Below are 21,775 nucleotides of genomic sequence, written 5' to 3'. Positions count from 1 at the left end.
CTTGCTTGAATCTATTCCATTCGGAGAATCCATGCTGAACGAACAGCTGCACCACTTGTTGCAGGCGATGCCGAAAGCAGAATTGCACATCCACATCGAAGGCTCGCTCGAGCCCGAGCTGATTTTTGAGCTGGCGCAAAGGAATGCCGTGTCGCTCCCCTACGCATCGGTTGATGCGTTGCGACAAGCTTACGCTTTCACCAATCTCCAGTCTTTCCTGGACATTTATTACGCCGGTGCAAGCGTCCTGTTGACCGAGCAGGACTTCTACGACATGACGATGGCGTACCTGAACCGCGCCGCGGCCGACAACGTGCGCCACGCCGAAATCTTCTTCGATCCGCAGACGCACACCGCGCGCGGCGTGCCGTTCGAGACGGTCATCAACGGCATCTGGCGCGCCTGCCAGGAAGGGCCCATCAGCGCCACCCTGATCATGTGCTTCCTGCGCCACCTGTCCGAGATCGAGGCCATCGCCACGCTGGAAGAGGCGCTGCCGTTCCGCGACAAGATCATCGGCGTGGGCCTCGATTCGTCCGAGGTCGGCCATCCGCCGGAAAAGTTCGCGCGCGTGTTCGAGCGCGCCCGCAACCTCGGCCTGCACCTCGTCGCGCACGCCGGCGAGGAAGGTCCGCCGGCCTATATCGAGAGCGCGCTGGACGTGCTGAACGTCGAGCGCATCGACCACGGCGTGCGCTGCCTCGAAGACCCCGACCTGACGGCGCGCCTGGCGCGCGAGCGGATCGCGTTGACGGTGTGCCCGCTGTCGAACCTCAAGCTGCGCGTGTTCGACGCGATGGGCGACAGCAATCTGCGCCGCCTGCTCGACGCGGGCCTCGTCGCCACCGTGAATTCGGACGACCCGGCCTATTTCGGCGGCTACGTCAACGCGAATTACCTGGCCGCGTTCGCCGCGCTGCCGCTCGACGCGGGCCACGCGTGCCAGCTGGCGAAGAACAGCTTCAGCGCCGCCTTCCTCGAGCCCGAGCGCAAGCGCGCCTACCTTGCCGAAGTCGACGCGTTCTTCGACGCCGCGCAGGCATGATCGAATGCTGATCCAATCCCTGCGCATGACGGCGCGCGACTGGCGCACGGGCGAACTGCGTTTCCTGCTGGTGGCGCTGGTGGTCGCGGTGTCGGCCCTGGCGGCCGTCGGCTTCTTCGTCGACCGCATGCGCGCTGGCCTGAACCGCGACGCCCGCCAGCTGCTCGGCGCCGACCTGCTCGTGAACGCCGACCAGCCGCTCCCCCTGGACTGGCGCGCCGAGGCGACCCGGCGCGGCCTGCAGCTGGCCGACACGGTGACGTTTCCCAGCATGGCGCAGGCGGGCCGGGGCGACGCGTCGCAGGCGCTGCTCGCTTCCGTGAAAGCCGTGTCGGCGACCTATCCGCTGCGCGGTGCCATGCGCGTGACGACGAGCACTATCGATGCAAGCGAAGCCCTCGGCGACGTCACCCACGACACGCCGGCCGCCGGCACGGTGTGGGTCGACGTCAACCTGCTGCCGCCGCTCCGGGCGAAGGTCGGCTCGACGATCCAGCTGGGCGACAAGAGCTTCCGGATCGCGCGCCTGATCGCGTCGGAGCCGGACCGCGGCGCCTCGTTCGCCAACTTCGCGCCGCGCGTGATGCTGTCGCTCGCCGACCTGAAGGCCACGGGGCTCGTCGACGACTACGCGCGGGTCACCTACCGCATGCAGGTGGCGGCGCGCGCGCCCAACGACCAGGCCGCGGTCGCGGATTACGAGCGCTGGCTGCGCGCGCGCATCAAGGCCGGCAACGTGCGCGGCGTGCGCATCGAGACGCTGGAAAACGGCCGGCCCGAGATGCGCTCGACGATCGACCGCGCGGAGCGCTTCCTGTCGCTGGTGAGTCTCCTGTCGGCGCTGCTGGCTGCGGTGGCCGTCGCGATGGCCGCGCGCCGCTTCATGCAGCGCCACCTGGACGCCTGCGCCATGCTGCGTTGCCTCGGCATGACGCAGAACGAAGTCGGGGCGCTGTTCCTCATCGAGTTCGCCATCGTCGGTCTCGCGGGCAGCGTGCTCGGGGTACTCGTCGGCTTCGGCGCCCACTTCGTCCTGCTCGAGATGGTCAAGAACCTGATTCCCGCCGAGCTGCCGCCGGTGTCGGCGCTGCCCGCGCTGCAGGGCATCGCCACCGGCATGCTGCTGCTCGTGGGCTTCGCGCTGCCGCCCGTGCTCCAGTTGCGCAACGTGCCGCACAACCGCGTGATCCGGCGCGAGCAGGCGGCGCCGAAGCCGCTGGCGCTGGCCACGTACGGCCTCGGCGCGGCCGTCTTCACCGGCCTGCTGCTGTGGCAGGCCGGCGACTTGCGGCTCGCGCTGCTCACGGCCGGCGGCTTCGCGGGCGCATTCGGCCTGTTCGCGCTCGTCGGCTGGCTCGCGCTGTTCGCGCTGCGCCGCCTGCGCGGCGCGTTCCGCCACCAGGCCTGGCGCTTCGCCATCACGTCGCTGCAGCGGCGTCCCGGCGCGACGGTCGTGCAGATCGTGTCGCTGTCGCTCGGCCTGATGGCGCTGCTCGTGCTGACCGTCGTGCGCGGCGACCTGATGTCGGCATGGCGCCTGGCCACGCCGCCGGACGCGCCGAACCGCTTCATCATCAACATCCAGCCCGACCAGCGCGACGGCGTCGCGCGCACCATCCGCGCGGCCGGCGTGGGCGACGTCACCCTGTACCCGATGATCCGCGGCCGCCTCGTCGCCGTGAACGGCAACGCGGTCACGGCCTCCACCTACACGGACGAGCGCGCGAAGGCCCTCGCGGAGCGCGAATTCAACCTGTCGTCGACGAGCGAACTGCCGGCGACGAACGAGATCGTGCAAGGCCGCTGGTATCGCGACGCGCCGGGCGTGGCGGAAGCGTCCGTCGAGCAGGGCATCGCGCGCACGCTGCGCCTGAAGCTCGGCGACACGCTGCGCTTCGACATGGGCGGCCAGATCGTCGAGGCGAAGATCACCAGCTTGCGCAAGCTGGAATGGGGCTCGATGCGCGCCAACTTCTTCGTCATCATCAACCCGGCCGCGATGCGCGACGCGCCGACGACGTACATGACCGCGTTCCACCTGCCGGCGCGCGGCATCGGCCTCGCGAACACCCTGACGCGCACGTGGCCGAACCTCACCGTGATCGACGTCAGCGGCATCATCCGCCAGGTGCAGGAGGTGCTCGACCAGGTCGTCGTCGCCGTGGAATTCCTGTTCCTGTTCACGCTCGCGTCGGGCGTGCTCGTGCTGTACGCGGCGCTGATGGGATCGCAGGCCGAGCGCACGCGCGAGGCCGGCCTGCTGCGCGCGCTGGGCGCCACGCGCGGCCAGCTGGCGCAGGCGCAGCGCATCGAGTTCGTGCTGGTCGGCGGCTTGTCCGGCCTGCTGGCTGCATCGGGCGCGGCGGCGCTGGGCTGGGCGCTGGCCGAATACCAGTTCAAGTTCCCATGGCGGTTCGATCCGCAGGTGTGGATCGTCGGACTGATCGCGGGGGCCGTGTGCGCGCTGGTCGGGGGCTGGCTCGGCTTGCGCAATGTGTTGCGCCAGCCGCCGTTGCAGACCTTGCGGGAGGCCTGAAATCCCACGATCTCGGCCCGCTGCGCTATCATGGGTAGATGTCTGAATCCACCGCACCCCAAGATTCCCGCACCCTGTACGAGATCATCGGCGGCGAAACCCGCCTGCGCGAACTGGTCGACCGTTTCTACGACCTGATGCAACTGGAGCCGGATTTCGCCGGCATCCACGCGATGCACCCCGTTCCCAACGACAGTTCGCGCGACAAGTTGTTCATGTTCCTGTCCGGCTGGATGGGCGGGCCGAACCTCTTCATCGAGCGCTACGGCCACCCGATGCTGCGCGCGCGCCACCTGCCGTTCGCGATCGGCACCTCGGAACGCGACCAGTGGCTGCGCTGCATGGCGATGGCGCTGGAAGATCTCGGCTACGACTACGACCTGCGCCTCGCGCTGATGCAATCCTTTTATCAGACCGCCGACTGGATGCGCAACAGGGCGCACTGACACCATGTCGACCGTCGAATTCATCGTGCTCGCGTTGGCGCTGGCCGCGGTGCTCGGCCTGCAGATCGTCCTGCTGACCCGCGCGCGCCGCGGCGGCGACGAGCGCCACGCCTTCGAACGCCTGGAGCGCGAGCTGCGCCAGGAATTGCAGCACAGCGCCCAGGCGACGCGCCAGGAACTGGCCGCGCATCTCGCGCAGAACCAGGCCGCCACCGTGCAGCAGCTGGACGGCATGCGCCAGCAGATCCAGTTGAATTCCCAGGGCGGCCGCGAGGAACAGGCGCGCGCGCTCAAGCGCTTTTCCGACACGCTGAACGGCGCGCTGGCGAACCTGACGGAGTCGAACGCCCAGCGCATGCTGGAGATCCGCGCGACGCTCGAGTCGAAGATCCGCGACCTGCAGAACGACAACGCCAAGCGCCTCGAAGAGATGCGCCAGACTGTCGACGAGAAGCTGCACGCGACCTTGGAGACGCGCCTGACGGAATCGTTCCGCCAGGTCTCCGAGCGCCTGGAAAAGGTGCACCAGGGCCTGGGCGAGATGCAGCAGCTGGCCGTTGGCGTGGGCGACTTGAAGCGGGTGCTCGTCAACGTGAAGACGCGCGGCACGTGGGGCGAGGTGCAACTGGAGATGCTGCTCGAGCAGGTGCTCACCGTCGACCAGTACGCCAAGAACGTCGAGACGGTGCTCGGCTCGAACGCGCGCGTGGAATTCGCGATCAAGCTGCCGGGCTCAATCGACGGCGGCCCACCCGTGTGGCTGCCCATCGACGCCAAGTTCCCGAAAGAGCAGTACGAGCGCTTGCTCGAAGCGGCCGATCTGGGCGACGCGGACGGCGTCGCGCGCGCGGGCGCGGAGCTGGAACGCGCCGTGCGCGGCGAGGCGAAGACCATCTGCGACAAATACCTGGCCCCGCCGGCGACGACGGATTTCGCCATCCTGTTCCTGCCCACCGAGGGCCTGTACGCCGAAGTGATGCGTCGCCCGGGCCTCGCCGACGACCTGCAGCGCACCTTGCGCGTGACGATCGCGGGGCCGTCGACGTTGTCGGCGCTGCTCAACAGCCTGCAGATGGGCTTCCGCACGCTGGCGCTGGAAAAGCGCTCGTCGGAAGTGTGGCAGGTGCTGGGTGCGGTGAAGACGGAATTCGGCAAGTTCGGCGACGTGCTGGCGCAGACCAAGCTGACCCTGGAGCGCGCCGCGAAGAACATCGAAAGCGCCGAGGTGCGCAGCCGGCAGATGGCGCGCAAGCTCAAGTCGGTGGAGGCGTTGCCGAGCGAGGCTGCGCAGTTGATGCTGGGCGCTTCCAGTACCGAGGACGAGTAGGGTGGACGGCTTCGCCGTCCACGCGTTCAACCACTGTTTGATCTGCTGCACCGTTCTTAATTGGGACCTCGGCATACTGCATCGATGTCCCGCTTCCGCCGCGCCAACGATGGCACTACCTTTTTCTTCACGGTCATCGCATACCGACGTCGTCCGATTCTGTGCGATACCGTGATCCGGACTGCACTACGCGACGCGATCCGTGCCGTTCGTGTATCGCAACCGTTCTCGATCGATGGCTGGGTCCTGCTGCCCGATCACATGCATTGCATCTGGACCCTGCCGCCCGACGATACCGATTTCTCGCAACGCTGGTCACAGATCAAGCATCGGGTGTCTTACGTGTGTGGGAACCAATATCGGATGCGGGGAAGCGATGCTCAGGCGCGGCGAGGCGAAGGCACCATCTGGCAACGTCGATTTTGGGAGCACCGTATTCGCGATGACATCGACATGCAGCGGCATCTCGATTACATCCATTTCAATCCGGTCAAACATGGGTACGCCGAGACAGCGAGGGCGTGGCCGTATTCGACGTTTGGGCGGTACGTGAATGCCGGCGTGTATGCGGCGGACTGGGGCGGAACGGCCGAAGTGCGAAGGCTGGATTTCGAGTAGTGTCGCGGCCGTTGCGGAGCCGGTTGGACGCGTGGACGGCCGAGCCGTCCACCCTACCTAGATCAAGCCCTCAAATAGCAGAACGTCGACCATGTCACCCGCCTGCACCGCGCCCTGCTCATCATGCAGCACCACCATGCAATTTGCCTCCGACATCGACCGCAGTATGCCCGACCCTTGCGACCCCGTGATCGCGACGGTCGGCTCGCCGTCCGCGCCGCGGGTCAGGACGCCGCGCTGGTATTCCGTGCGGCCCGGCTTCTTGCGGATCGTGGCGTTCGATCGGGCGCGCATCAACGACAGCGGGGCCTCGGCGCCCATCATGCGCAGCAGCGCGTCGCGGGCGAAGAAGTAGAACGAGACCATGACCGCCACCGGATTGCCCGGCAGGCCGAACAAAAAGGCGCTGCGGCCGTTCGAGTGGATGCGGCCGAAGGCCAGCGGGCGGCCCGGGCGCATGCCGATCTTCCAGAACGTCACGTCGCCCAGCCGCGCCATGATGCGCTTCGTGTAGTCCGCCGCGCCGACCGAGACGCCGCCCGACGTAATGATGGCGTCCGCGTTTTCGCAGGCGTCGCGCAGCGCCTGTTCCAAGGCATGCGGGTCGTCGCGCACGACCCCCATGTCGATCAGGTCGCAGCCCAGGCGCTGCAGCATGCCGTAGATCGTGTAGCGGTTGCTGTCGTAGACGCAGCCCTCGTCGAGCGGCTGGCCGATCGAGCGCAATTCGTCGCCGGTCGAGAAGAACGCCACGCGCAGCCGCCGCTGCACGGGGACTTCCGCCACGCCCAGCGACGCGAGCAGCCCGAGGTCGGCCGGCCGCACGATCTTGCCGGCACGGAGGGCCGCGCTGCCGGCCTTCAGGTCTTCGCCGGCCAAGCGGCGGTTGTCGCCGGCGCGGATCGTGCCGGACGCGATGACCATCGTATCGTTCTCGACGCCGACGAATTCCTGCGGCACGACGCTGTCGCAGCCGGCCGGCATCACGGCGCCCGTCATGATGCGCACGCATTCGCCCGGTCGCGGACTGCCGTCGAAGGGGCGGCCCGCGTAGGCGGTGCCGATCACGCGCAGGCGCGCGGGCGCGTCCGCGGGCAGGTCCGATCCGCGCAGGGCATAGCCGTCCATCGCCGAGTTGTCGTGCGCCGGCACGTCGATCGGAGAGACGATGTCGGCCGCGAGCACGCGGCCCAGCGCCGCGCGCAGCGCCACCATCTCGGTCGCGCGCACCGGCGCCACGAATTCGCGGATGATGCGCTGGGCGTCGCGCACGGGCAGGGCGTCCGGATCGTACGCGGACAGGCAGCTGACGACGTCGGCCAGCCGCGGCGCGGACGGCGGCGCCGCGTCCAGCTGGCGCAGCTCGTCCAGCGTGTTGATGTTGCGGAAGGCGTCGGCATCGTCGAACGGCACCTCCGCCACCTTGATCTGCGAATACCACCCGTCCATGCGCCGCCCGCCGCCGTCCAGGTAGGCCGACAGCACCGGTTCCAGGTTCGCTTTCAGCAGGCAGAAGACGGGGTGCACCTGGCGCCGGCCGTCTTCCTCGGTGACGGCCACGGCGAGGTCGGCGTCGGCCGCGCGCAGGCCGTCCAGCAAGCGCTCGGCCAGGTCGGCCGGCAGGAACGGCGAGTCGCACGGCGCCGTCAGCAGATACGTGGTCGCGCAGCGGCGCAGCCCCGCCTGCAGGCCGGCCAGCGGGCCCGCGAAGTCGGGCGTGTCGTCGGGCCAGACGGGGACGCCGTACGCGGCATACGTGTCCTGGTTGCGGTTGGCGTTGATGGCGACGGTCGCGACCTGCGGTTCGAGGCGCGCAAGCACGTGCGCGACCATCGTCGTACCGCCGAAGGGCTGCAGGCCCTTGTCGACATGGCCCATGCGCGTGCCGCGGCCGCCGGCGAGGATCAGGCCGCTGATGGATTCCTGGTTCATGTTGTTATCCGCCGATATAGGACATTTCGATTTTCCGGGCGCTCTCCGCCCGCGGGGACAGGCCCGCCGTGTTGACGGTGCGGGTTTCGGAATAGCGGTCGTCGCGCGCGCGCCAGAGCCGGGCGATGGCCGTCTGCATTTCCTCGTCCGTGCGTCCCGCGCGCAGCAGTTCGCGCAGGTCGTGGCCGCGCGTCGCGAACAGGCACGTGTACAGCTTGCCCTCGGTCGACAGGCGGATGCGCGAGCAGTCGCGGCAGAAGGCTTGCGTGACGCTCGAGATCATGCCGACTTCGCCGCCGCCATCCGCGTAGCGCCAGCGCTGCGCGGTCTCGCCAGGGTAGTTGGCGCCGACGGGTTCGAGCGGCATCTCGGCCGAGATGCGGCGCACGACCTCGCGCGACGGCACGACCTCCGCCATGTTCCAGCCGTTCGACGCGCCCACGTCCATGTATTCGATGAAGCGCAGGATCGCCGGCGTGCCCTTGAAGTGGCGCGCCATCGGCAGGATCTGGTCGTCGTTCATGCCGCCCTTGACGACCATGTTGACCTTGATGGGGCCGAGGCCGGCGGCGTGGGCCGCGTCGATGCCGGCCAAGACGTCGGCCACGGCGAAGTCGACGTCGTTCATGCGCTTGAACACGGCGTCGTCGATGGCGTCGAGCGAAACGGTCACGCGGTCCAGGCCCGCATCCTTGAGCAGCTGCGCCTTCTTCGCCAGCAGCGAACCGTTCGTGGTGAGCGTCAGGTCGAGCGGGCGGCCGGACGGCGTGTCGATGGCGCGCAGCTGTTCGACCAGCCGCTCGAGGTTCTTGCGCAGCAGCGGCTCGCCGCCCGTCAGGCGGATCTTCTCGACGCCGTGGGCGACGAACAGCCGCGCCACGCGCGCGATCTCTTCGAAGTTCAGCAGCGCGGCGTGCGGCAGGTAGGTGTAGTCCTTGTCGAAGACTTCCTTCGGCATGCAATACACGCAGCGGAAGTTGCAGCGGTCCGTGACCGAGATGCGCAGGTCGTGCAGAGGACGCCCGAGGGCGTCGGCGAGCAGGCCGTTCGGTGTCTCCAGCGTGTCGGGGACGGCCAGCGCGGATGCGCGCGCGTCGGCCACCATGATGATTTTTTCAGCCATGCCAATACGATAGCAGAAGGCCGGCCAGGGCGCAGGCCAGGATGGTCTTGATCGTCCCCGTCTTGTAGCGCAACAGCGCCACGGCGGCCGCCGTCCCGATGGCGATCGCATCCCAGCGCGGCGCGCCGTGCGGCAGGAACACGTGGGCGCCGAAGAACACGGCCAGGCTCGCGATGACGCCGACGACGGCCGCCGAGATCGCCGTGAGCGGCGCCGTCAGCCGTACGTCGCCCCGGGTGGACTCGACGAACGGCCCGCCCGCCAGGATGAATACGAACGACGGCAGGAACGTGAACAGCGTCGCCACGCCGGCCGCCGCCGCGCCGGCGAGAAAGCGCGCGCCGGGCCCGAACAGCATGTGGGTCCAGCCGCCGAGGAAGCCGACGAAGGCGACGATCATGATCAGCGGGCCGGGCGTCGTTTCGCCCAGGGCGAGGCCGTCGATCATCTGGTTGGCGTCCAGCCAGTGGTAGTGCTCGACGGCCTGCTGCACGACGTAGGGCAGCACGGCATAGGCGCCGCCGAACGTCATGAATGCCATCTTGCCGAAGAAGGCGGCCATGCGCGGCAATTCGCCGTCCGGCCCGTAGGCGAGGGCCAGCGCGCCCCATCCCGCCAGCCCGACGGCGCAGCCGGCGGCGCCGACCGTCACCAGGCGGCGCCAGCTGAAGCGCGCGTGGGGCGGCGTCGGCGTCGCGTCGTCGATCAGGGCCGGCGGGTGGCGCGTCCCATCCGCCGCGGCCGCGTGGGCACCTGTGAGTTCGAACAGCGCGGGCCGCAGCCGACCGCCCACCAGCCCGACCAGCGCCGCGCCCAGCACGACGAGCGGAAACGGCGCGCCGAGCAGATCGATGGCGACGAAGGCGGCCAGCGCGACCCCGATCAGGAGGCCGTTGCGCAGCGTACGGCTGCCGATGCGCCAGGCCGCCGCCAGCACGATGGCGACGACGGCCGGCTTGATGCCGTCCATGATGCCGGCGATGGCGGGCAGGTGGCCCCACGCCATGTAGATCCACGACAGGGCGATCAGGACCGCCAGCGACGGCAGCACGAACAACACGCCGGCCGCGATCCCGCCCGGCACGCGGTGCAGCAGCCAGCCGATGTAGATCGCGAGCTGCGTCGCTTCCGGGCCCGGCAACAACATGCAGTAATTCAGGGCGTGCAGGAAACGCCGTTCGGAGATCCAGCGCCGGCGCTCGACGAGCTCGGCATGCATCATGGCGATCTGCCCGGCCGGGCCGCCGAAGCTGATGAAGCCCAGCTTGAGCCAGTAGCGCAGGGCGGTGCGGAAGGGAAGGGCGGACAAGGCGGATGGGCAGGCGTATCGATCAGGTTGCCCATCTTACACGTTTCAAGCGGATGGGCGATGGCTCACTTCGACGAGGATGCCGCCCGGCGCGTGGACATAGAACAACGTCGCGCCGCGCTGCACCGAGACGGGCGGCAGATCGTGCCTGCCCGCCGCCTGCAGGCGGGCGTGCAGGGCGTGCACGGTCGCGTCGGACTCGACGAGGAAGCCGACGTGGAAGTTGTCGGGATAGGCCTGGACGCCCTCGGCGCGGCGCCGCGTGAGGACGAGCGCGAAGCCGTTTGCGCCCAGCAGCAGGGCGAAGCCGTTGTTGCCGCGCGTTTCGCTCAGGCGGAAATCGAAATGGGTCGTGAAGAAGGCGGCGGTGGCCGCGACGTCGGGAACGGGAAGGTCGAGATGGTTGAGTTGCATGGCATGCTCCGATGAGTGGGCTCGCTCGGGACGATTGCCAGGCACAGGCACGCGCGAACGAACCCGTTGGGCGCAGGGCGCCGGACGGTTCGTCGCGGGTACTCATGCGCGCACGCATGGAACAGAGCTTCGCGTCATGAGTGACCCGTGACGCGAAGGGACCGGGCTTACCAAAACCGATCCTGCCTTTTTCGACGCCGCCATCGTAGCACGGATGGGTGAAGTCGGAAATTCGGGGTCAGAGCTCGAATTTCGCGGGTGAGCTCTGACCCACCCTACCGGCGTCGACGTGCTTATTGACGCGTATCCACCTGGATCAGCGGCTCGTCGACCGGCGGCGGCGCCGACTTGCGCGTGCGGCGCGGACGCGCCGGCGCCGGCGCTTGCGCGGCCGCTTCCTGGGCGGCGCGCAGTTTTTCCGGATCCGTCGAGGCCAGCGTCAGGCCGGCTTTCTCCAGCAGCTCGTTCAGGTCGGCCGGTGCGGCGACGACCGGTGCGGCGACGACCGGTGCCGGTGCCGGTGCGGCAGCTGTCGCAACCGGTGCCGCTTGCGCGACGACAGGCTGCTCGATCTCGACCGGAGCCGGGGCAGGGGCAGGGGCAGGGGCAGGGGCAGGAGCCGGGGTCGGCGCTGCTGCCGGCGCCGGCGTCTCGACCGGCTCGGCGGCCGCATCGGCGGCAGTCTTCTCGGCCACGGCGGCGGCGACGGACTCGGACGTCGGGAACGGCCACGGCGTCTGGACGGTCGCGGCTGCCTCGACGACGGGTTCGGCTTGTACGGCGGCCTCGGCCGACGCAGCGGCCAGTGCGGCGGCGGCCTGCTCCTGCTCGGCCTTCGCCTTGGCGGCCTGCACGCGGGCGGCTTCGGCCTGCTCGGCGGCAGCCTTCTCGGCGGCGGCTTTCACGGCGGCGGCCTTGACCGATTCCGTCGTCGGGAACGGCCACGGACCCGGTGCGGCGGCCTTGGCGGGCGTCGTATCCGGCTTGGTCTTCGCAGCCTTCGTTTCCGCATGCACCTTGGCGACTTCCTCGTCGGCCACCGGCGTGAAGGCCGGCGCGGCTTCGCCTTCGACGGCATCCTGCTCGGCACCCTCGACCTGGTCGCGATCGCGGCGGTTGCGGTTACGGCCGCCACGACGGCGACGGCGGCGCGGCTCGTCGCCCTGCGCGTCCGTGTCGAGCTCTTCATTGCCAGGGCCGGCGGTCGTCACCGGCTTGAGGGCTTCCGGGATTTCCGGCTCGCCGGCCAGCGTGATGGCCGCCTGGGCCGCCACGGCCTGGGCCGCGTTCAGTTCTTCGCTCTTGGCCTCGACCGGGGCGCGTTCGGCGCGTTCGGTACGCTCGCCACCTTCGCGCGGTGGGCGCGGCTGGCGCGGTGCGCGTTCCGGACGTTCGCCGCGCTCGGGACGCTCGCCGCGTTCCGCACGCTCGGCACGTTCGCCGCGCGGCGCTTGCGGCTGGCCGTCGGCGGTGACGGCGGCCGTCTCGCGCGGCTCGCGCGGTTGACGCGGCTGGCGCGGTGGACGCGCCGGCTTGCCTTCGGCCTCGACCGGCTTGACGCCTTCTTCGGCGCCGGCGGATTTCACGTCGCGTTCCTCGCGCTCGGCGCGGTTCTTGCCGGTGCCGGCGGCATTGCGGCCGCCGCGGGCGTTGCGCTGGCCGCGGCCATTGCGCTCGCCGCGTTCGCCTGCGGCCGGGGCCGCTTCAGCGGGCTTCGGCGGTGCGGTCGGGGTGGGCTGCTGTGCGATCTGGGCCGGGCGGCCGAAGAAGAAGTTGCGCAGCTTGGCGAAGAAACCTTCCGCAGCCGGCGGCGGCACGTAAGCGGGCGCGGCGGCGACGGGTGCCGGCGCCTCGACTGGCTTGGCCGGCTGACGGTCGACCATCGGCGCCGGCTGGGCCGGGGTGATGGTCTTGACGACGGCTTCCTGGCGCGGCTTCGTTTCTTCCTTCTGGCGCTTGGCGTAGGCCATGTCCGTGTCGGCCGACTCGGCCAGCGTGTAGCTGGCGCCGGCGTCGTCCAGGCGCGGGTCGTCGTGCTTGATGCGCTCGAGCTTGTAGTGCGGGGTTTCCAGGTGCTTGTTCGGGATCAGGATGACGGCGATGCGGTGGCGCGTCTCGATCTTCAGCACTTCGCCGCGCTTTTCGTTCAGCAGGAAGGCGGCGACGTCGACCGGGACCTGGACGTGGATCGCGGCCGAATTTTCTTTCATCGCCTCTTCCTGGATGATGCGCAGCACCTGCAGGGCGGACGATTCCGTATCGCGGATGTGGCCGGTGCCCGAGCAGCGCGGGCACGTCACGTGCGAGCCTTCCGACAGCGACGGACGCAGGCGCTGGCGCGACAATTCCATCAGGCCGAAGCGCGAAATCTTGCCCATCTGCACGCGTGCACGATCATGGTGCAGGGCGTCCTTCAGGCGCTGTTCCACTTCGCGCTGGTTCTTGGCGACTTCCATGTCGATGAAGTCGATGACGATCAGGCCGCCCAGGTCGCGCAGGCGCAGCTGGCGGGCCACTTCGTCGGCCGCTTCGCAGTTGGTATTGAAGGCGGTGGTCTCGATGTCCGAGCCGCGGGTGGCGCGGGCCGAGTTGACGTCGATGGAGACGAGCGCTTCCGTGTGGTCGATCACGATGGCGCCGCCGGACGGCAGCGGCACGGTACGCGAATACGCGGTTTCGATCTGGTGTTCGATCTGGAAACGGGAGAACAGCGGCACATCGTCCGTGTAGCGCTTCACGCGGTGCGCCATGTCGGGCATCACGTGGCTCATGAACTGCTGGGCCTGGTCGAAGATCTCGTCCGTGTCGATCAGGACTTCGCCGATGTCAGGTTGGAAATAGTCGCGGATGGCGCGGATGACCAGCGAGGACTCTTGATAGATCAGGAACGGACCCGGGGCCGATTTGCCGGCGCCTTCGATCGCGCGCCACAGTTGCATCAGGTAATTCAAGTCCCATTGCAGTTCTTCGACGGTACGGCCGATGCCGGCCGTGCGGGCGATCACGGACATGCCTTGCGGCAGGTCCAGCTTGTCCATCGTCTCGCGCAGTTCCTGGCGTTCCTCGCCTTCGACGCGGCGCGACACGCCGCCGCCGCGCGGATTGTTCGGCATCAGGACCAGGTAGCGGCCTGCCAGCGAAATGAACGAGGTCAGGGCCGCGCCCTTGTTGCCTCGTTCTTCCTTTTCCACCTGGACCATGATTTCCTGGCCTTCGCGCAGGGCTTCCTTGATGGTGCAGTTGCGGACGTCGACGCCGTCGCGGAAATAGGTGCGGGCAACTTCTTTGAAGGGGAGGAAGCCGTGGCGTTCTTCGCCGTAGCTGACGAAGCAGGCTTCGAGGGAGGGTTCGATGCGGGTGATGACGCCTTTGTAGATATTCGATTTTCGCTGTTCGCGACCGGCGGTCTCGATATCGATGTCGATCAGTTTTTGGCCATCGACGATCGCTACGCGCAGCTCCTCTTGCTGCGTAGCGTTAAACAACATACGTTTCATTTTTATAAACTCCGCGACCCGTGGGCCGTTTCATGCCGTCTTGTACAGAGTACAGAGCGACGAAAGTACAGGGATGTACGCGGGAAGGGAGTGTTGGCGGTGGTATGCCCGGGGTGTGACACGGCATTGCCGGCCACAGGGCGCAGTGGCGTCGAACGAGTTGCCGCGCGCACGATCGTCTTGCTCGGCCCGGGCGGCCCGATCGGGGCGGCGCAGGGGCAGGCAAGCGGTGCGACGCAGCCAGACTTTCAGTCGGCATGCATACCGGCCGGCGAATCAGGCGAATATCAGCCTTGATTCCAGACCGCGTGTGCTGCCTGTGGAACCCCGGAACAGCCGGGCCAAGCGATGTAGCCGGGGCGCGATCCGGACCATGAAGATCGCGATGCGCACTGCGCACCCGCATGATCTTCCCGGATCGCTGTCTCCAACAACACCACTACCGCTCACGACGGCTTCTAGGTTCTGACTTCGGGTCGGGCGAAACGGCAAGCGTTATCGACACCATCACCCGGCGAGCCGACCCTGGGGCCGGCTTGCCGGTACTTATCCTTAAACTTCCAAACAATCCAATCCTGCATCCTGTGCGGCCACCCGGTTGCAACTGCGGTGCAACCCAGGTTCGCACAGGAATGTGCGTACACGTCTAGAAATCCCGTGAAATCCGTCGCTGCGCTTTCGCCTTGCCGTTGCGATGCCCGCCATGTTGCGCGGCTGCGCTCTCTGCGTCTGCACCGACACTGCTGCCGCTTGCGACGATTTTTTGGGATTCCTTTTTTTTCCATCGAATTTGCATTTTGGCGGGGCCGATGGAGACGCCCCTGTGTAAAATATCGTTTTAATTCTTACACCAGCAGAGGTTTGACCGCCGCCTGTCGATTATATATTCAAAATGAAGGACTTAGAGAGAATTTCTGGGAAGACAGAGCGAATGACCTTGCAAAACGATGTTGTTCCCCCTTCATCACAGACAGAGAGCCGCCCCCCTGCTACTGCCCAGTTTGTCACAATCACCGAGGAAGAAGCGGGCCAGCGCATCGATAATTACCTGCTGCGCGTCTGCAAAGGTGTCCCCAAAAGCCACATTTACCGCATCCTTCGCTCGGGCGAAGTGCGTGTGAACAAAGGTCGCATCGATCAGTTATACCGTCTGGCGACGGGCGACATCGTCCGTATCCCGCCCGTGCGCATGGCCGAAAAACCTGCTGGGGCCGCCACCGCGCCCGGCGCCGAGTTTGCCATCGTGCACGAAGATAATCACCTGCTCGTGATCGACAAGCCGGCAGGCGTTGCCGTGCACGGCGGTTCGGGCGTGTCGTACGGTGTCATCGAACAATTGCGTGCAGCGCGGCCGGACGCGAAATTCCTGGAACTGGTGCACCGCCTGGACCGCGAAACGTCCGGTTTGTTGTTGCTCGCCAAGAAACGTTCCGCGTTGACGAGCTTGCACGAGCAGATGCGCGACGGTACGACGGACAAGCGCTACCTGACGATGGTCGCGGGCGACTGGCGCAATCCGCGCCAGCACGTCAAGCTGCCATTGCACAAATACACGACGCCGGACGGCGAGCGTCGCGTCGTCGTGCAGGCCGGCGGCCAGGAAGCGCACACCGTGTTCAATCTGCTGCGCAAGTGGCCGGACTATGCACTGCTCGAGGCGGAGCTCAAGACGGGCCGCACGCACCAGATCCGGGTCCATTTGGCGTCCTCCGGATTTCCCATCCTCGGTGACGAGAAATACGGCGATTTCGCACTCAACAAACAGCTTCAGAAGGCAACCGACGCGCGCGGCGCATTGCGGCGCATGTTCCTGCACGCCTGGCAGATCACGTTCCAGCACCCGGACACGGGCAAGCCGATGACCCTGCAGGCCGCGTTGCCGCCGGAATGCGAGCGTTTCTTGGTAAGCTTGGGGCCAGCGCAAGAAGTCAAAGCACGCACCACCAATCGATAATGCGCCAACCGGAACCCGGTTCCGCCAGCGGCAGATCCTGCCGGCGGCCCGGTTCTCGCAGGCGGGAATGAGGAGCCGGCACCACGAGCGCCGGAAGACATGACAAGAAAGCAATTCGATCTGATTGTCTTCGACTGGGACGGTACGCTGATGGACAGCACCGCCACCATCGTCAAATGTATACAGTCCGCGGCCAAGGACCTGGGCCTTGCCGTGCCGAGCGACACCGCGGCCGCACACGTCATCGGCCTCGGCCTGGGCGAAGCCATGCAGGCCGTCATGCCGAACATCGACCCGGCCATGTACCCGCGCATGGTCGAGCGCTATCGCTACCACTTCCTGACGAAGGACCATGAACTCGTCCTGTTCCAGGGCGTGCGGGCGATGCTGGATGAATTGTCTCAGGAGGGCTATTTCCTGGCCGTTGCGACGGGCAAGAGCCGGGTCGGCTTGAACCGTGCCTTGAACGCGGCGGGGCTGCTTTCCGTCTTCCACGCAACGCGTTGCGCGGACGAGACATTTTCCAAACCGCACCCTGCAATGTTGCAAGAATTGACAAGGGAACTCGGCCAGGACATGCGGCGTACCGTTATGATCGGCGACACGACGCACGACTTGCTTATGGCAAACAATGCCGGCGCTTCCGGCATCGCCGTCGAGTATGGCGCGCACCCGGTCCAGCAATTGCAGGCGTGTCATCCCGTTTTCACGGCAAAGAACGTGCCCGAACTGCATGAATGGCTGGTCGAGAACGCATGAGCGATACCGACGACGTCTACATCTGCGACTCGGCCACCGTCGAAGAGGGCGGCAAGGGCATCCGGTTTCCGGTGCGCGCGTACGGTGACGACGCCACCGGTTTCGTCGTGCGCTTTCACGGCAAGATCTACGCTTACCTGAACCGCTGCGCCCATGTGCCTGTCGAGCTGGACTGGTTCAAGGGCGAATTTTTCGAGACGGGGAAGCTATACCTGATGTGCTCGACACACGGCGCCATCTACGCACCGGAGAGCGGCGTCTGCGCAGGCGGACCCTGCCGCGGCGGCAGGCTGCGGCCGATCGCCGTGCGCGAAACCGACGACCGCGTCTACTGGCAGCCGGACCAGCACATCCGCCCGCCGGCTCCGGGGCGGGCGGGCGCCGCGACCGACAGCCAAACGGGGTAACCATCATCAGGCATTTATGAGCGACAACACCACGAACGACAATCCGAACGACAAACGAACGGCCGCTCCCGCGACCTTCAGCAACTGGGAACGCGAGACCCTGGAGCGTCTCGTATTCGCCACCGTGCGCGAACAGCGCGCCGCACGCCGCTGGGGCATCTTCTTCAAACTATCGTTTCTCCTGCTTGCATTTTTCGCAATCTGGGCCTATTCCGATTTCGACTTCGGCAGTTCGGACATCGACGCGATGGGCCGCCACACGGCATTGATCGAGATCGACGGCACCATCGACGACGAAGGCAGCGGCGCGGCCGACTCCGTGATCCCAGCGCTGAACAAGGCGTTTTCCGATCCGGGCTCGGCGGCCGTCATCCTGCGCATCAACAGCCCGGGCGGTAGTCCCGTGCAGGCCGGCATCATCGTCGACGAGATCCAGCGTCTCAAAAAAGGCTATCCGAACAAGCCTTTATATGTGGTCGTCGACGAGATCTGCGCGTCGGGTGGCTATTACATCGCGGCGGCGGCCGACAAGATCTATGTCAACAAGGCCAGTATCGTCGGATCCGTCGGGGTCCTGATGGACGGCTTCGGGTTCACGGGCCTCATGGACAAGCTCGGCATCGAGCGCCGCCTGCTGACAGCCGGCGAGAACAAGGGTTTCCTCGATCCATTCAGTCCGCAGTCCGAGAAGCAGAAGCAGCATGCACTGGAGATGCTCAATGAGATCCACGAGCAATTCATTGCCGTCGTGCGCGCCGGCCGCGGCAAACGTCTCAAGGAAACGCCGGAAATCTTTTCCGGTCTCTATTGGACGGGCGCAAAAGCGGTCGAGATGGGCCTGGCGGACGGTTTCGGCACCGTGGATACGGTCGCGCGCGACGTCGTGAAGGCGGAAGACATCATCGATTACACGGCACACGAAGGCTTGCCGGAACGGGTGCTGAAGAAATTCGGCGCATCCGTTGGTGCCGGCGCGGTGCAATCGATCTACCGGGGTGCCGTGCCCAGCTTGCGCTGAGCACGGGCATGGGGCAACTGATAAGTCTCAATATTTGGCTTGAAACTTACGAAGGGTAGTCTATAGTTGGTGTGTAGCTGTTTCGGCGCAGACGACACGGAAACCAGACTATTCCTGACGTTGTCGGAACCGCTTCAGACCCGCATCCGTGCGGTTTCGAGAGAATTCAATTCCTCAAGCTGGAGTCCCAATCGGGAAGGAAACGACGGCGTCATGCCGTCGTTTTCATTTTCGGCGTTCGTCGTTGTTTGAAAACGATTGCACGCCAGGGAAAGAGGACGCTTGGCGCTGATGCGCCTCGCAACCGCCTTCCTGTGCCGGCCCGCCGGCTTCCGGCGCGCCCGATGGCCGCATGGCTGATCGCGGACCGCCATGCACGACGTACTTCCTGCTGAGCTGAGTTTTCTCGCCGGCTTGTTGCGGCGCATCGGCGGCGCTATCCACGCATCCCGGGTCGGGCTGGTGAAACCCGCCCGACTCGAGCCAGGCCTGGAACCGACGTTGTGCCTGCTCATACCACGCGGCTCGCATCGGTAACTCGTGTTCGAAACAATGTACATGCGGGATGTCGCCACCGCGCGTCCAGCGCGCCAGCGCAAGCCTGGTCGGGAAGATTGCGGCATATTCCTGGGCCACCTTCGTCCCGCTGCTTGTGGCCGCGAAAGAAGAGGGGGTGCTGTGGTTCTGCTTTTTTTCGATCTGCACGTTTGCCTCGTTGTTGGGGGTTTTCGATCTGATGTGCCAGATGGTGCGGCCCACCGTTAGTCCTACACTCAGTAACTGTAGGTCGATTCCTAATCAGGTTTCAGTGTATCAACGGGACACAGTCAATTCTTGAGATGTGTCAAACGAGTTCTTGCTTCGAGTTGAAACCTCGAGATTGCTGAACTTTGACGCTTGCATTCCTTCTGATACAGTCTCGCCCCATGAGTAAACTATCCCTCGACCGCGTGCTCCAGTCGCAAGGCTTCGGTACACGCAAGTATTGCCGGGCCCTGATCGACGACGGCGACGTGGCCGTCAACGGCGAAGTCCACGATAACTACAAGACCCTCGTGGAGACGGACGGGCTCGTGCTGACCGTCTTCGACGAAGAGTGGGTCTATCGCGAACACGTCTACATCGCCTTGTACAAACCCTCCAACTTCGAGTGCTCGCGCAAGCCGAGCCACCATCCGGGTGTGCTGACCTTGTTGCCGGAACAGTTCACCTGGCGCGACGTCCAGCCCGTGGGGCGGCTCGATCATGACACGACGGGCCTGCTGCTGATGTCGGACGACGGCCCGTTCATTCATGCGCAGTCGTCGCCCAAGCGGCATATCCCGAAGGTGTACCAGGCGACGACTCAAGATCCCGTCACCCAGGCGCTCGTTGACCAATTGTTATCCGGCGTGCAATTGCACGACGAGCCCGCGCCGCTGGCCGCTCAGTCCTGTGTGCAGCGGGACGATCATCAGCTGGAGATCGTGCTCGAGCAGGGGAAATATCATCAGGTGAAGCGCATGCTGGCTGCGGCTGGGAACCATTGCGTGGCCTTGCACCGGTCGCAGATCGGTGAGTTGACGCTCGAGTCGCTGGGGTTGCATGAAGGGGAGTGGTGTTATCTGGAGCAGGCGCAGTTGGAGTTGCTGGTGCCGGGTTGAGTACGCACGACTCGATCATTCGGGCACCGGGCCTGCCTTGAAGGTGCACGACAGTTCGCTGTCGTGCGCCGTCCGCGGAAGATTTACGGGAAACTCGTCATTTGGATATTGTCAATAATTCATTGACCTGAGCCAGTTTATTTCGAGTAAGACGATGCCCGTCACGGATTCGCGTTTCCTACCCCTCATTTCTTTTCTTGCGCTCAGCCCGGCACTCGCCCATCAGACCGATCCAGGTCTGGCGGCATGTGCACGCATCGCGGATGCGGGTCAGCGCCTGGCGTGCTACGACCGGCTGGCTGGTGTGACCCAGTTATCTACGTCGAACCCAACGGTCGACATGTCCGCCCACGCAGCGGCAAGCCAGCCGGCGCCTCTGCCCGCACCGGCTACCACGGCAACTGTTGTCGATCTGTCGCCGGTTCCGGACGCGGTCGACATCGCGCCCGAATCGACACGTGGTTTTAGCCTGGCCGACCATTGGGAGCTGGACCAGAACCACAAACGTGGCACGTTCAATTTCCGCCCTCATCTGGTGAACTACCTGATGGCCACCCGTACGGCGCGTCCCAACGACGAGCCCTACCGACCGTTCCGCCGGCTCGACGTCCTGACGAGCGGCCTTGCGCATTCGGAACTCGTGTTCCAGTTGGGTTTCAAGATGAAGCTGGTCGAAAATGCCTTCGACAAGCCCATCGATCTGTGGTTCGGCTATACACAGAACAGTTTCTGGCAAGCCGGCAATCACAAGGCGTCCAGCCCCTTCCGCGAGACGAACTATCAACCCGAGCTGATGGCCGTCACTCCACTGCACTTCAGTCTACTGGGCATGCGCGCGCGCTTTCTTAATCTCGGTCTGGTGCACCAGTCGAACGGCCAGGCGTCGACGTTGTCGCGCAGCTGGAACCGGGTCTATGCGCAGGTTGGACTCGAGCGGGCAGGGTGGACGGTGTTGGGGCGCGTATGGAAGCGCATCAATGAAGCGGCCGCCAGCGACGACAATCGGAACATCGTCGACTACATGGGGCGTGGCGATCTCGCCGTCACGTACCGCGCCAATGGCAGCGATTACTCGGCACTGTTACGGCACAATTTCTCGACAGGGCGCGGTGCCCTCCAGCTCAGCTGGGCATTTCCGCTGGCAGGACACCTCAAGGGATATGCCCAGGTGTTCTCGGGGTATGGGCAAAGTCTGATCGACTACAACTATTACCAGAATACGGTGGGGCTAGGCCTGCTCGGGACGTTCTGAGGCGGGATGGGGGCTCCGCGTCGGTAGTGCTGCACGACAATGACAGGGCAATCCGCAGCGGCCCCATCATGAAGCTCGCGACATTAATCGACGACGCGCGTGTCGGCCGGCTCGCCGTTGTCGCGCGCGCCTCAAGACAGCGCACATGGCGGACCGCATTGCGCCCACGTTGCAGGCCGCAATGGGTGAAGGATCTTCATCGCGCCGCAGTTGGCTGCGCTGCACGGGGAGCTGCACACGGATCGCGTCCATCGATCCTTCGAATTTGGCCCCGGCCGCTGCATGGTGCCGTTGCCGCGTGCGTATCAATTAGTTGGCGCGGCGTATGACGGCCATTCCCAAGAGGAGTCGCGACTGACTCGGGGCGGCAGCGGCGCTCTGCTCGGCCCGATGAGCGATATCGTCCTGGCCCCGAAGAATGGGACATCGATTTCGGCGCCCGCTATGCGCCGGTTGCCGTGATGCAGGACGAATTGGGTGAGCCTTGCGCGACGC

At 66.0% G+C, this 21,775-nt stretch carries 17 protein-coding genes; 11 read left to right on the top strand and 6 right to left on the bottom strand.

Translation table 11 applies throughout. The annotated features are described in order from the left end of the window. The first annotated feature begins 31 nt into the window (after positions 1-31). The 5 genes from ISF28_RS29165 to ISF28_RS29145 all read left to right on the top strand — a co-directional run bounded on the left by ISF28_RS29165 (position 32) and on the right by ISF28_RS29145 (position 5,972). A complete protein-coding gene (locus ISF28_RS29165; protein WP_198120683.1) occupies positions 32-1,045 on the top strand; it encodes an adenosine deaminase in 1,014 nt (337 codons plus the stop codon). A gap of 4 nt (positions 1,046-1,049) precedes the next feature. Then, positions 1,050-3,581 (top strand): ABC transporter permease, encoded by a 2,532-nt coding sequence (locus ISF28_RS29160; RefSeq protein WP_198120682.1) that lies wholly within the window; start codon positions 1,050-1,052, stop codon positions 3,579-3,581. Positions 3,582-3,619: 38 nt separating this feature from the next. Next, positions 3,620-4,027, top strand: a complete 408-nt coding sequence (locus ISF28_RS29155; protein ID WP_198120681.1) for a group II truncated hemoglobin — start codon at positions 3,620-3,622, stop codon at positions 4,025-4,027. 4 nt (positions 4,028-4,031) lie between these two features. Continuing rightward, a complete protein-coding gene (locus ISF28_RS29150; RefSeq protein WP_198120680.1) occupies positions 4,032-5,354 on the top strand; it encodes a DNA recombination protein RmuC in 1,323 nt (440 codons plus the stop codon). Positions 5,355-5,438: 84 nt separating this feature from the next. Then, entirely contained in the window at positions 5,439-5,972 is a 534-nt protein-coding gene (locus tag ISF28_RS29145; protein WP_198120679.1) for an REP-associated tyrosine transposase, read from the top strand. Between the two features lie 57 nt (positions 5,973-6,029). Here ISF28_RS29145 and moeA read toward each other — a convergent pair whose 3' ends face one another. From moeA to ISF28_RS29120, 5 genes are all read right to left on the bottom strand, one after another. Continuing rightward, the gene (moeA, locus tag ISF28_RS29140; RefSeq protein WP_198120678.1) at positions 6,030-7,904 is read right to left on the bottom strand and encodes a molybdopterin molybdotransferase MoeA; all 1,875 of its coding nucleotides are present in this window, start codon (positions 7,902-7,904) and stop codon (positions 6,030-6,032) included. A 4-nt stretch (positions 7,905-7,908) separates the two neighbouring features. Next, the gene (gene moaA / locus ISF28_RS29135) at positions 7,909-9,027 is read right to left on the bottom strand and encodes a GTP 3',8-cyclase MoaA (protein ID WP_198120677.1); all 1,119 of its coding nucleotides are present in this window, start codon (positions 9,025-9,027) and stop codon (positions 7,909-7,911) included. Further along, on the bottom strand, positions 9,020-10,336 hold the full coding sequence (gene chrA / locus ISF28_RS29130) for a chromate efflux transporter (protein ID WP_198120676.1): 1,317 nt from the start codon (positions 10,334-10,336) through the stop codon (positions 9,020-9,022). The genes moaA and chrA overlap by 8 nt, the downstream gene beginning before the upstream one ends. 45 nt (positions 10,337-10,381) lie before the next feature. Then, positions 10,382-10,750, bottom strand: coding sequence for a VOC family protein (locus ISF28_RS29125; protein WP_198120675.1), 369 nt, complete (start codon positions 10,748-10,750; stop codon positions 10,382-10,384). Between the two features lie 293 nt (positions 10,751-11,043). Then, positions 11,044-14,247, bottom strand: coding sequence for an Rne/Rng family ribonuclease (locus ISF28_RS29120; protein ID WP_198120674.1), 3,204 nt, complete (start codon positions 14,245-14,247; stop codon positions 11,044-11,046). Positions 14,248-15,178: 931 nt separating this feature from the next. Here ISF28_RS29120 and ISF28_RS29115 point away from each other — a divergent pair. The 4 genes from ISF28_RS29115 (at position 15,179) to ISF28_RS29100 (ending at position 18,385) form a co-directional block, all read left to right on the top strand. After that, positions 15,179-16,201, top strand: a complete 1,023-nt coding sequence (locus ISF28_RS29115; RefSeq protein WP_198120673.1) for an RluA family pseudouridine synthase — start codon at positions 15,179-15,181, stop codon at positions 16,199-16,201. A gap of 99 nt (positions 16,202-16,300) precedes the next feature. Beyond that, positions 16,301-16,960 (top strand): HAD-IIIA family hydrolase, encoded by a 660-nt coding sequence (locus ISF28_RS29110; RefSeq protein WP_198120672.1) that lies wholly within the window; start codon positions 16,301-16,303, stop codon positions 16,958-16,960. Next, positions 16,957-17,367 (top strand): Rieske (2Fe-2S) protein, encoded by a 411-nt coding sequence (locus ISF28_RS29105; protein ID WP_198120671.1) that lies wholly within the window; start codon positions 16,957-16,959, stop codon positions 17,365-17,367. The genes ISF28_RS29110 and ISF28_RS29105 overlap by 4 nt, the downstream gene beginning before the upstream one ends. A gap of 16 nt (positions 17,368-17,383) precedes the next feature. Continuing rightward, on the top strand, positions 17,384-18,385 hold the full coding sequence (locus ISF28_RS29100) for a S49 family peptidase (protein ID WP_198120670.1): 1,002 nt from the start codon (positions 17,384-17,386) through the stop codon (positions 18,383-18,385). Between the two features lie 225 nt (positions 18,386-18,610). Here the strand turns inward: ISF28_RS29100 and ISF28_RS29095 are convergent, their stop codons facing one another. After that, positions 18,611-19,144 carry a hypothetical protein gene (locus ISF28_RS29095; RefSeq protein WP_198120669.1) on the bottom strand — a complete coding sequence of 178 codons (534 nt, stop codon included), beginning with the start codon at positions 19,142-19,144 and terminating at the stop codon, positions 18,611-18,613. A gap of 167 nt (positions 19,145-19,311) precedes the next feature. Between ISF28_RS29095 and ISF28_RS29090 the strand changes: the two genes are divergently transcribed. Together ISF28_RS29090 and ISF28_RS29085 are read left to right on the top strand one after the other, a co-directional pair. Further along, complete coding sequence (locus ISF28_RS29090; RefSeq protein ID WP_198120668.1) at positions 19,312-20,028, top strand: pseudouridine synthase; 717 nt, start codon at positions 19,312-19,314, stop codon at positions 20,026-20,028. Between the two features lie 154 nt (positions 20,029-20,182). After that, entirely contained in the window at positions 20,183-21,280 is a 1,098-nt protein-coding gene (locus ISF28_RS29085) for a phospholipase A (protein ID WP_198120667.1), read from the top strand. Positions 21,281-21,775 lie beyond the last annotated feature (495 nt).

The sequence above is a fragment of the Massilia rhizosphaerae genome, from assembly GCF_016093545.1.
GTDB lineage: Bacteria > Pseudomonadota > Gammaproteobacteria > Burkholderiales > Burkholderiaceae_D > Telluria > Telluria rhizosphaerae.
This window is presented reverse-complemented; position numbering and strand designations above follow the sequence as displayed.

Coding starts and splice junctions, on each gene's coding strand:
- ISF28_RS29165 (WP_198120683.1), top strand. CDS start 32: ATGCTGAACGAACAGCTGCACCACTTGTTGCAGGCGATGCCGAAAGCA.
- ISF28_RS29160 (WP_198120682.1), top strand. CDS start 1,050: ATGCTGATCCAATCCCTGCGCATGACGGCGCGCGACTGGCGCACGGGC.
- ISF28_RS29155 (WP_198120681.1), top strand. CDS start 3,620: ATGTCTGAATCCACCGCACCCCAAGATTCCCGCACCCTGTACGAGATC.
- ISF28_RS29150 (WP_198120680.1), top strand. CDS start 4,032: ATGTCGACCGTCGAATTCATCGTGCTCGCGTTGGCGCTGGCCGCGGTG.
- ISF28_RS29145 (WP_198120679.1), top strand. CDS start 5,439: ATGTCCCGCTTCCGCCGCGCCAACGATGGCACTACCTTTTTCTTCACG.
- moeA (WP_198120678.1), bottom strand. CDS start 7,904: ATGAACCAGGAATCCATCAGCGGCCTGATCCTCGCCGGCGGCCGCGGC.
- moaA (WP_198120677.1), bottom strand. CDS start 9,027: ATGGCTGAAAAAATCATCATGGTGGCCGACGCGCGCGCATCCGCGCTG.
- ISF28_RS29125 (WP_198120675.1), bottom strand. CDS start 10,750: ATGCAACTCAACCATCTCGACCTTCCCGTTCCCGACGTCGCGGCCACC.
- ISF28_RS29120 (WP_198120674.1), bottom strand. CDS start 14,247: ATGAAACGTATGTTGTTTAACGCTACGCAGCAAGAGGAGCTGCGCGTA.
- ISF28_RS29115 (WP_198120673.1), top strand. CDS start 15,179: ATGACCTTGCAAAACGATGTTGTTCCCCCTTCATCACAGACAGAGAGC.
- ISF28_RS29110 (WP_198120672.1), top strand. CDS start 16,301: ATGACAAGAAAGCAATTCGATCTGATTGTCTTCGACTGGGACGGTACG.
- ISF28_RS29105 (WP_198120671.1), top strand. CDS start 16,957: ATGAGCGATACCGACGACGTCTACATCTGCGACTCGGCCACCGTCGAA.
- ISF28_RS29100 (WP_198120670.1), top strand. CDS start 17,384: ATGAGCGACAACACCACGAACGACAATCCGAACGACAAACGAACGGCC.
- ISF28_RS29090 (WP_198120668.1), top strand. CDS start 19,312: ATGAGTAAACTATCCCTCGACCGCGTGCTCCAGTCGCAAGGCTTCGGT.
- ISF28_RS29085 (WP_198120667.1), top strand. CDS start 20,183: ATGCCCGTCACGGATTCGCGTTTCCTACCCCTCATTTCTTTTCTTGCG.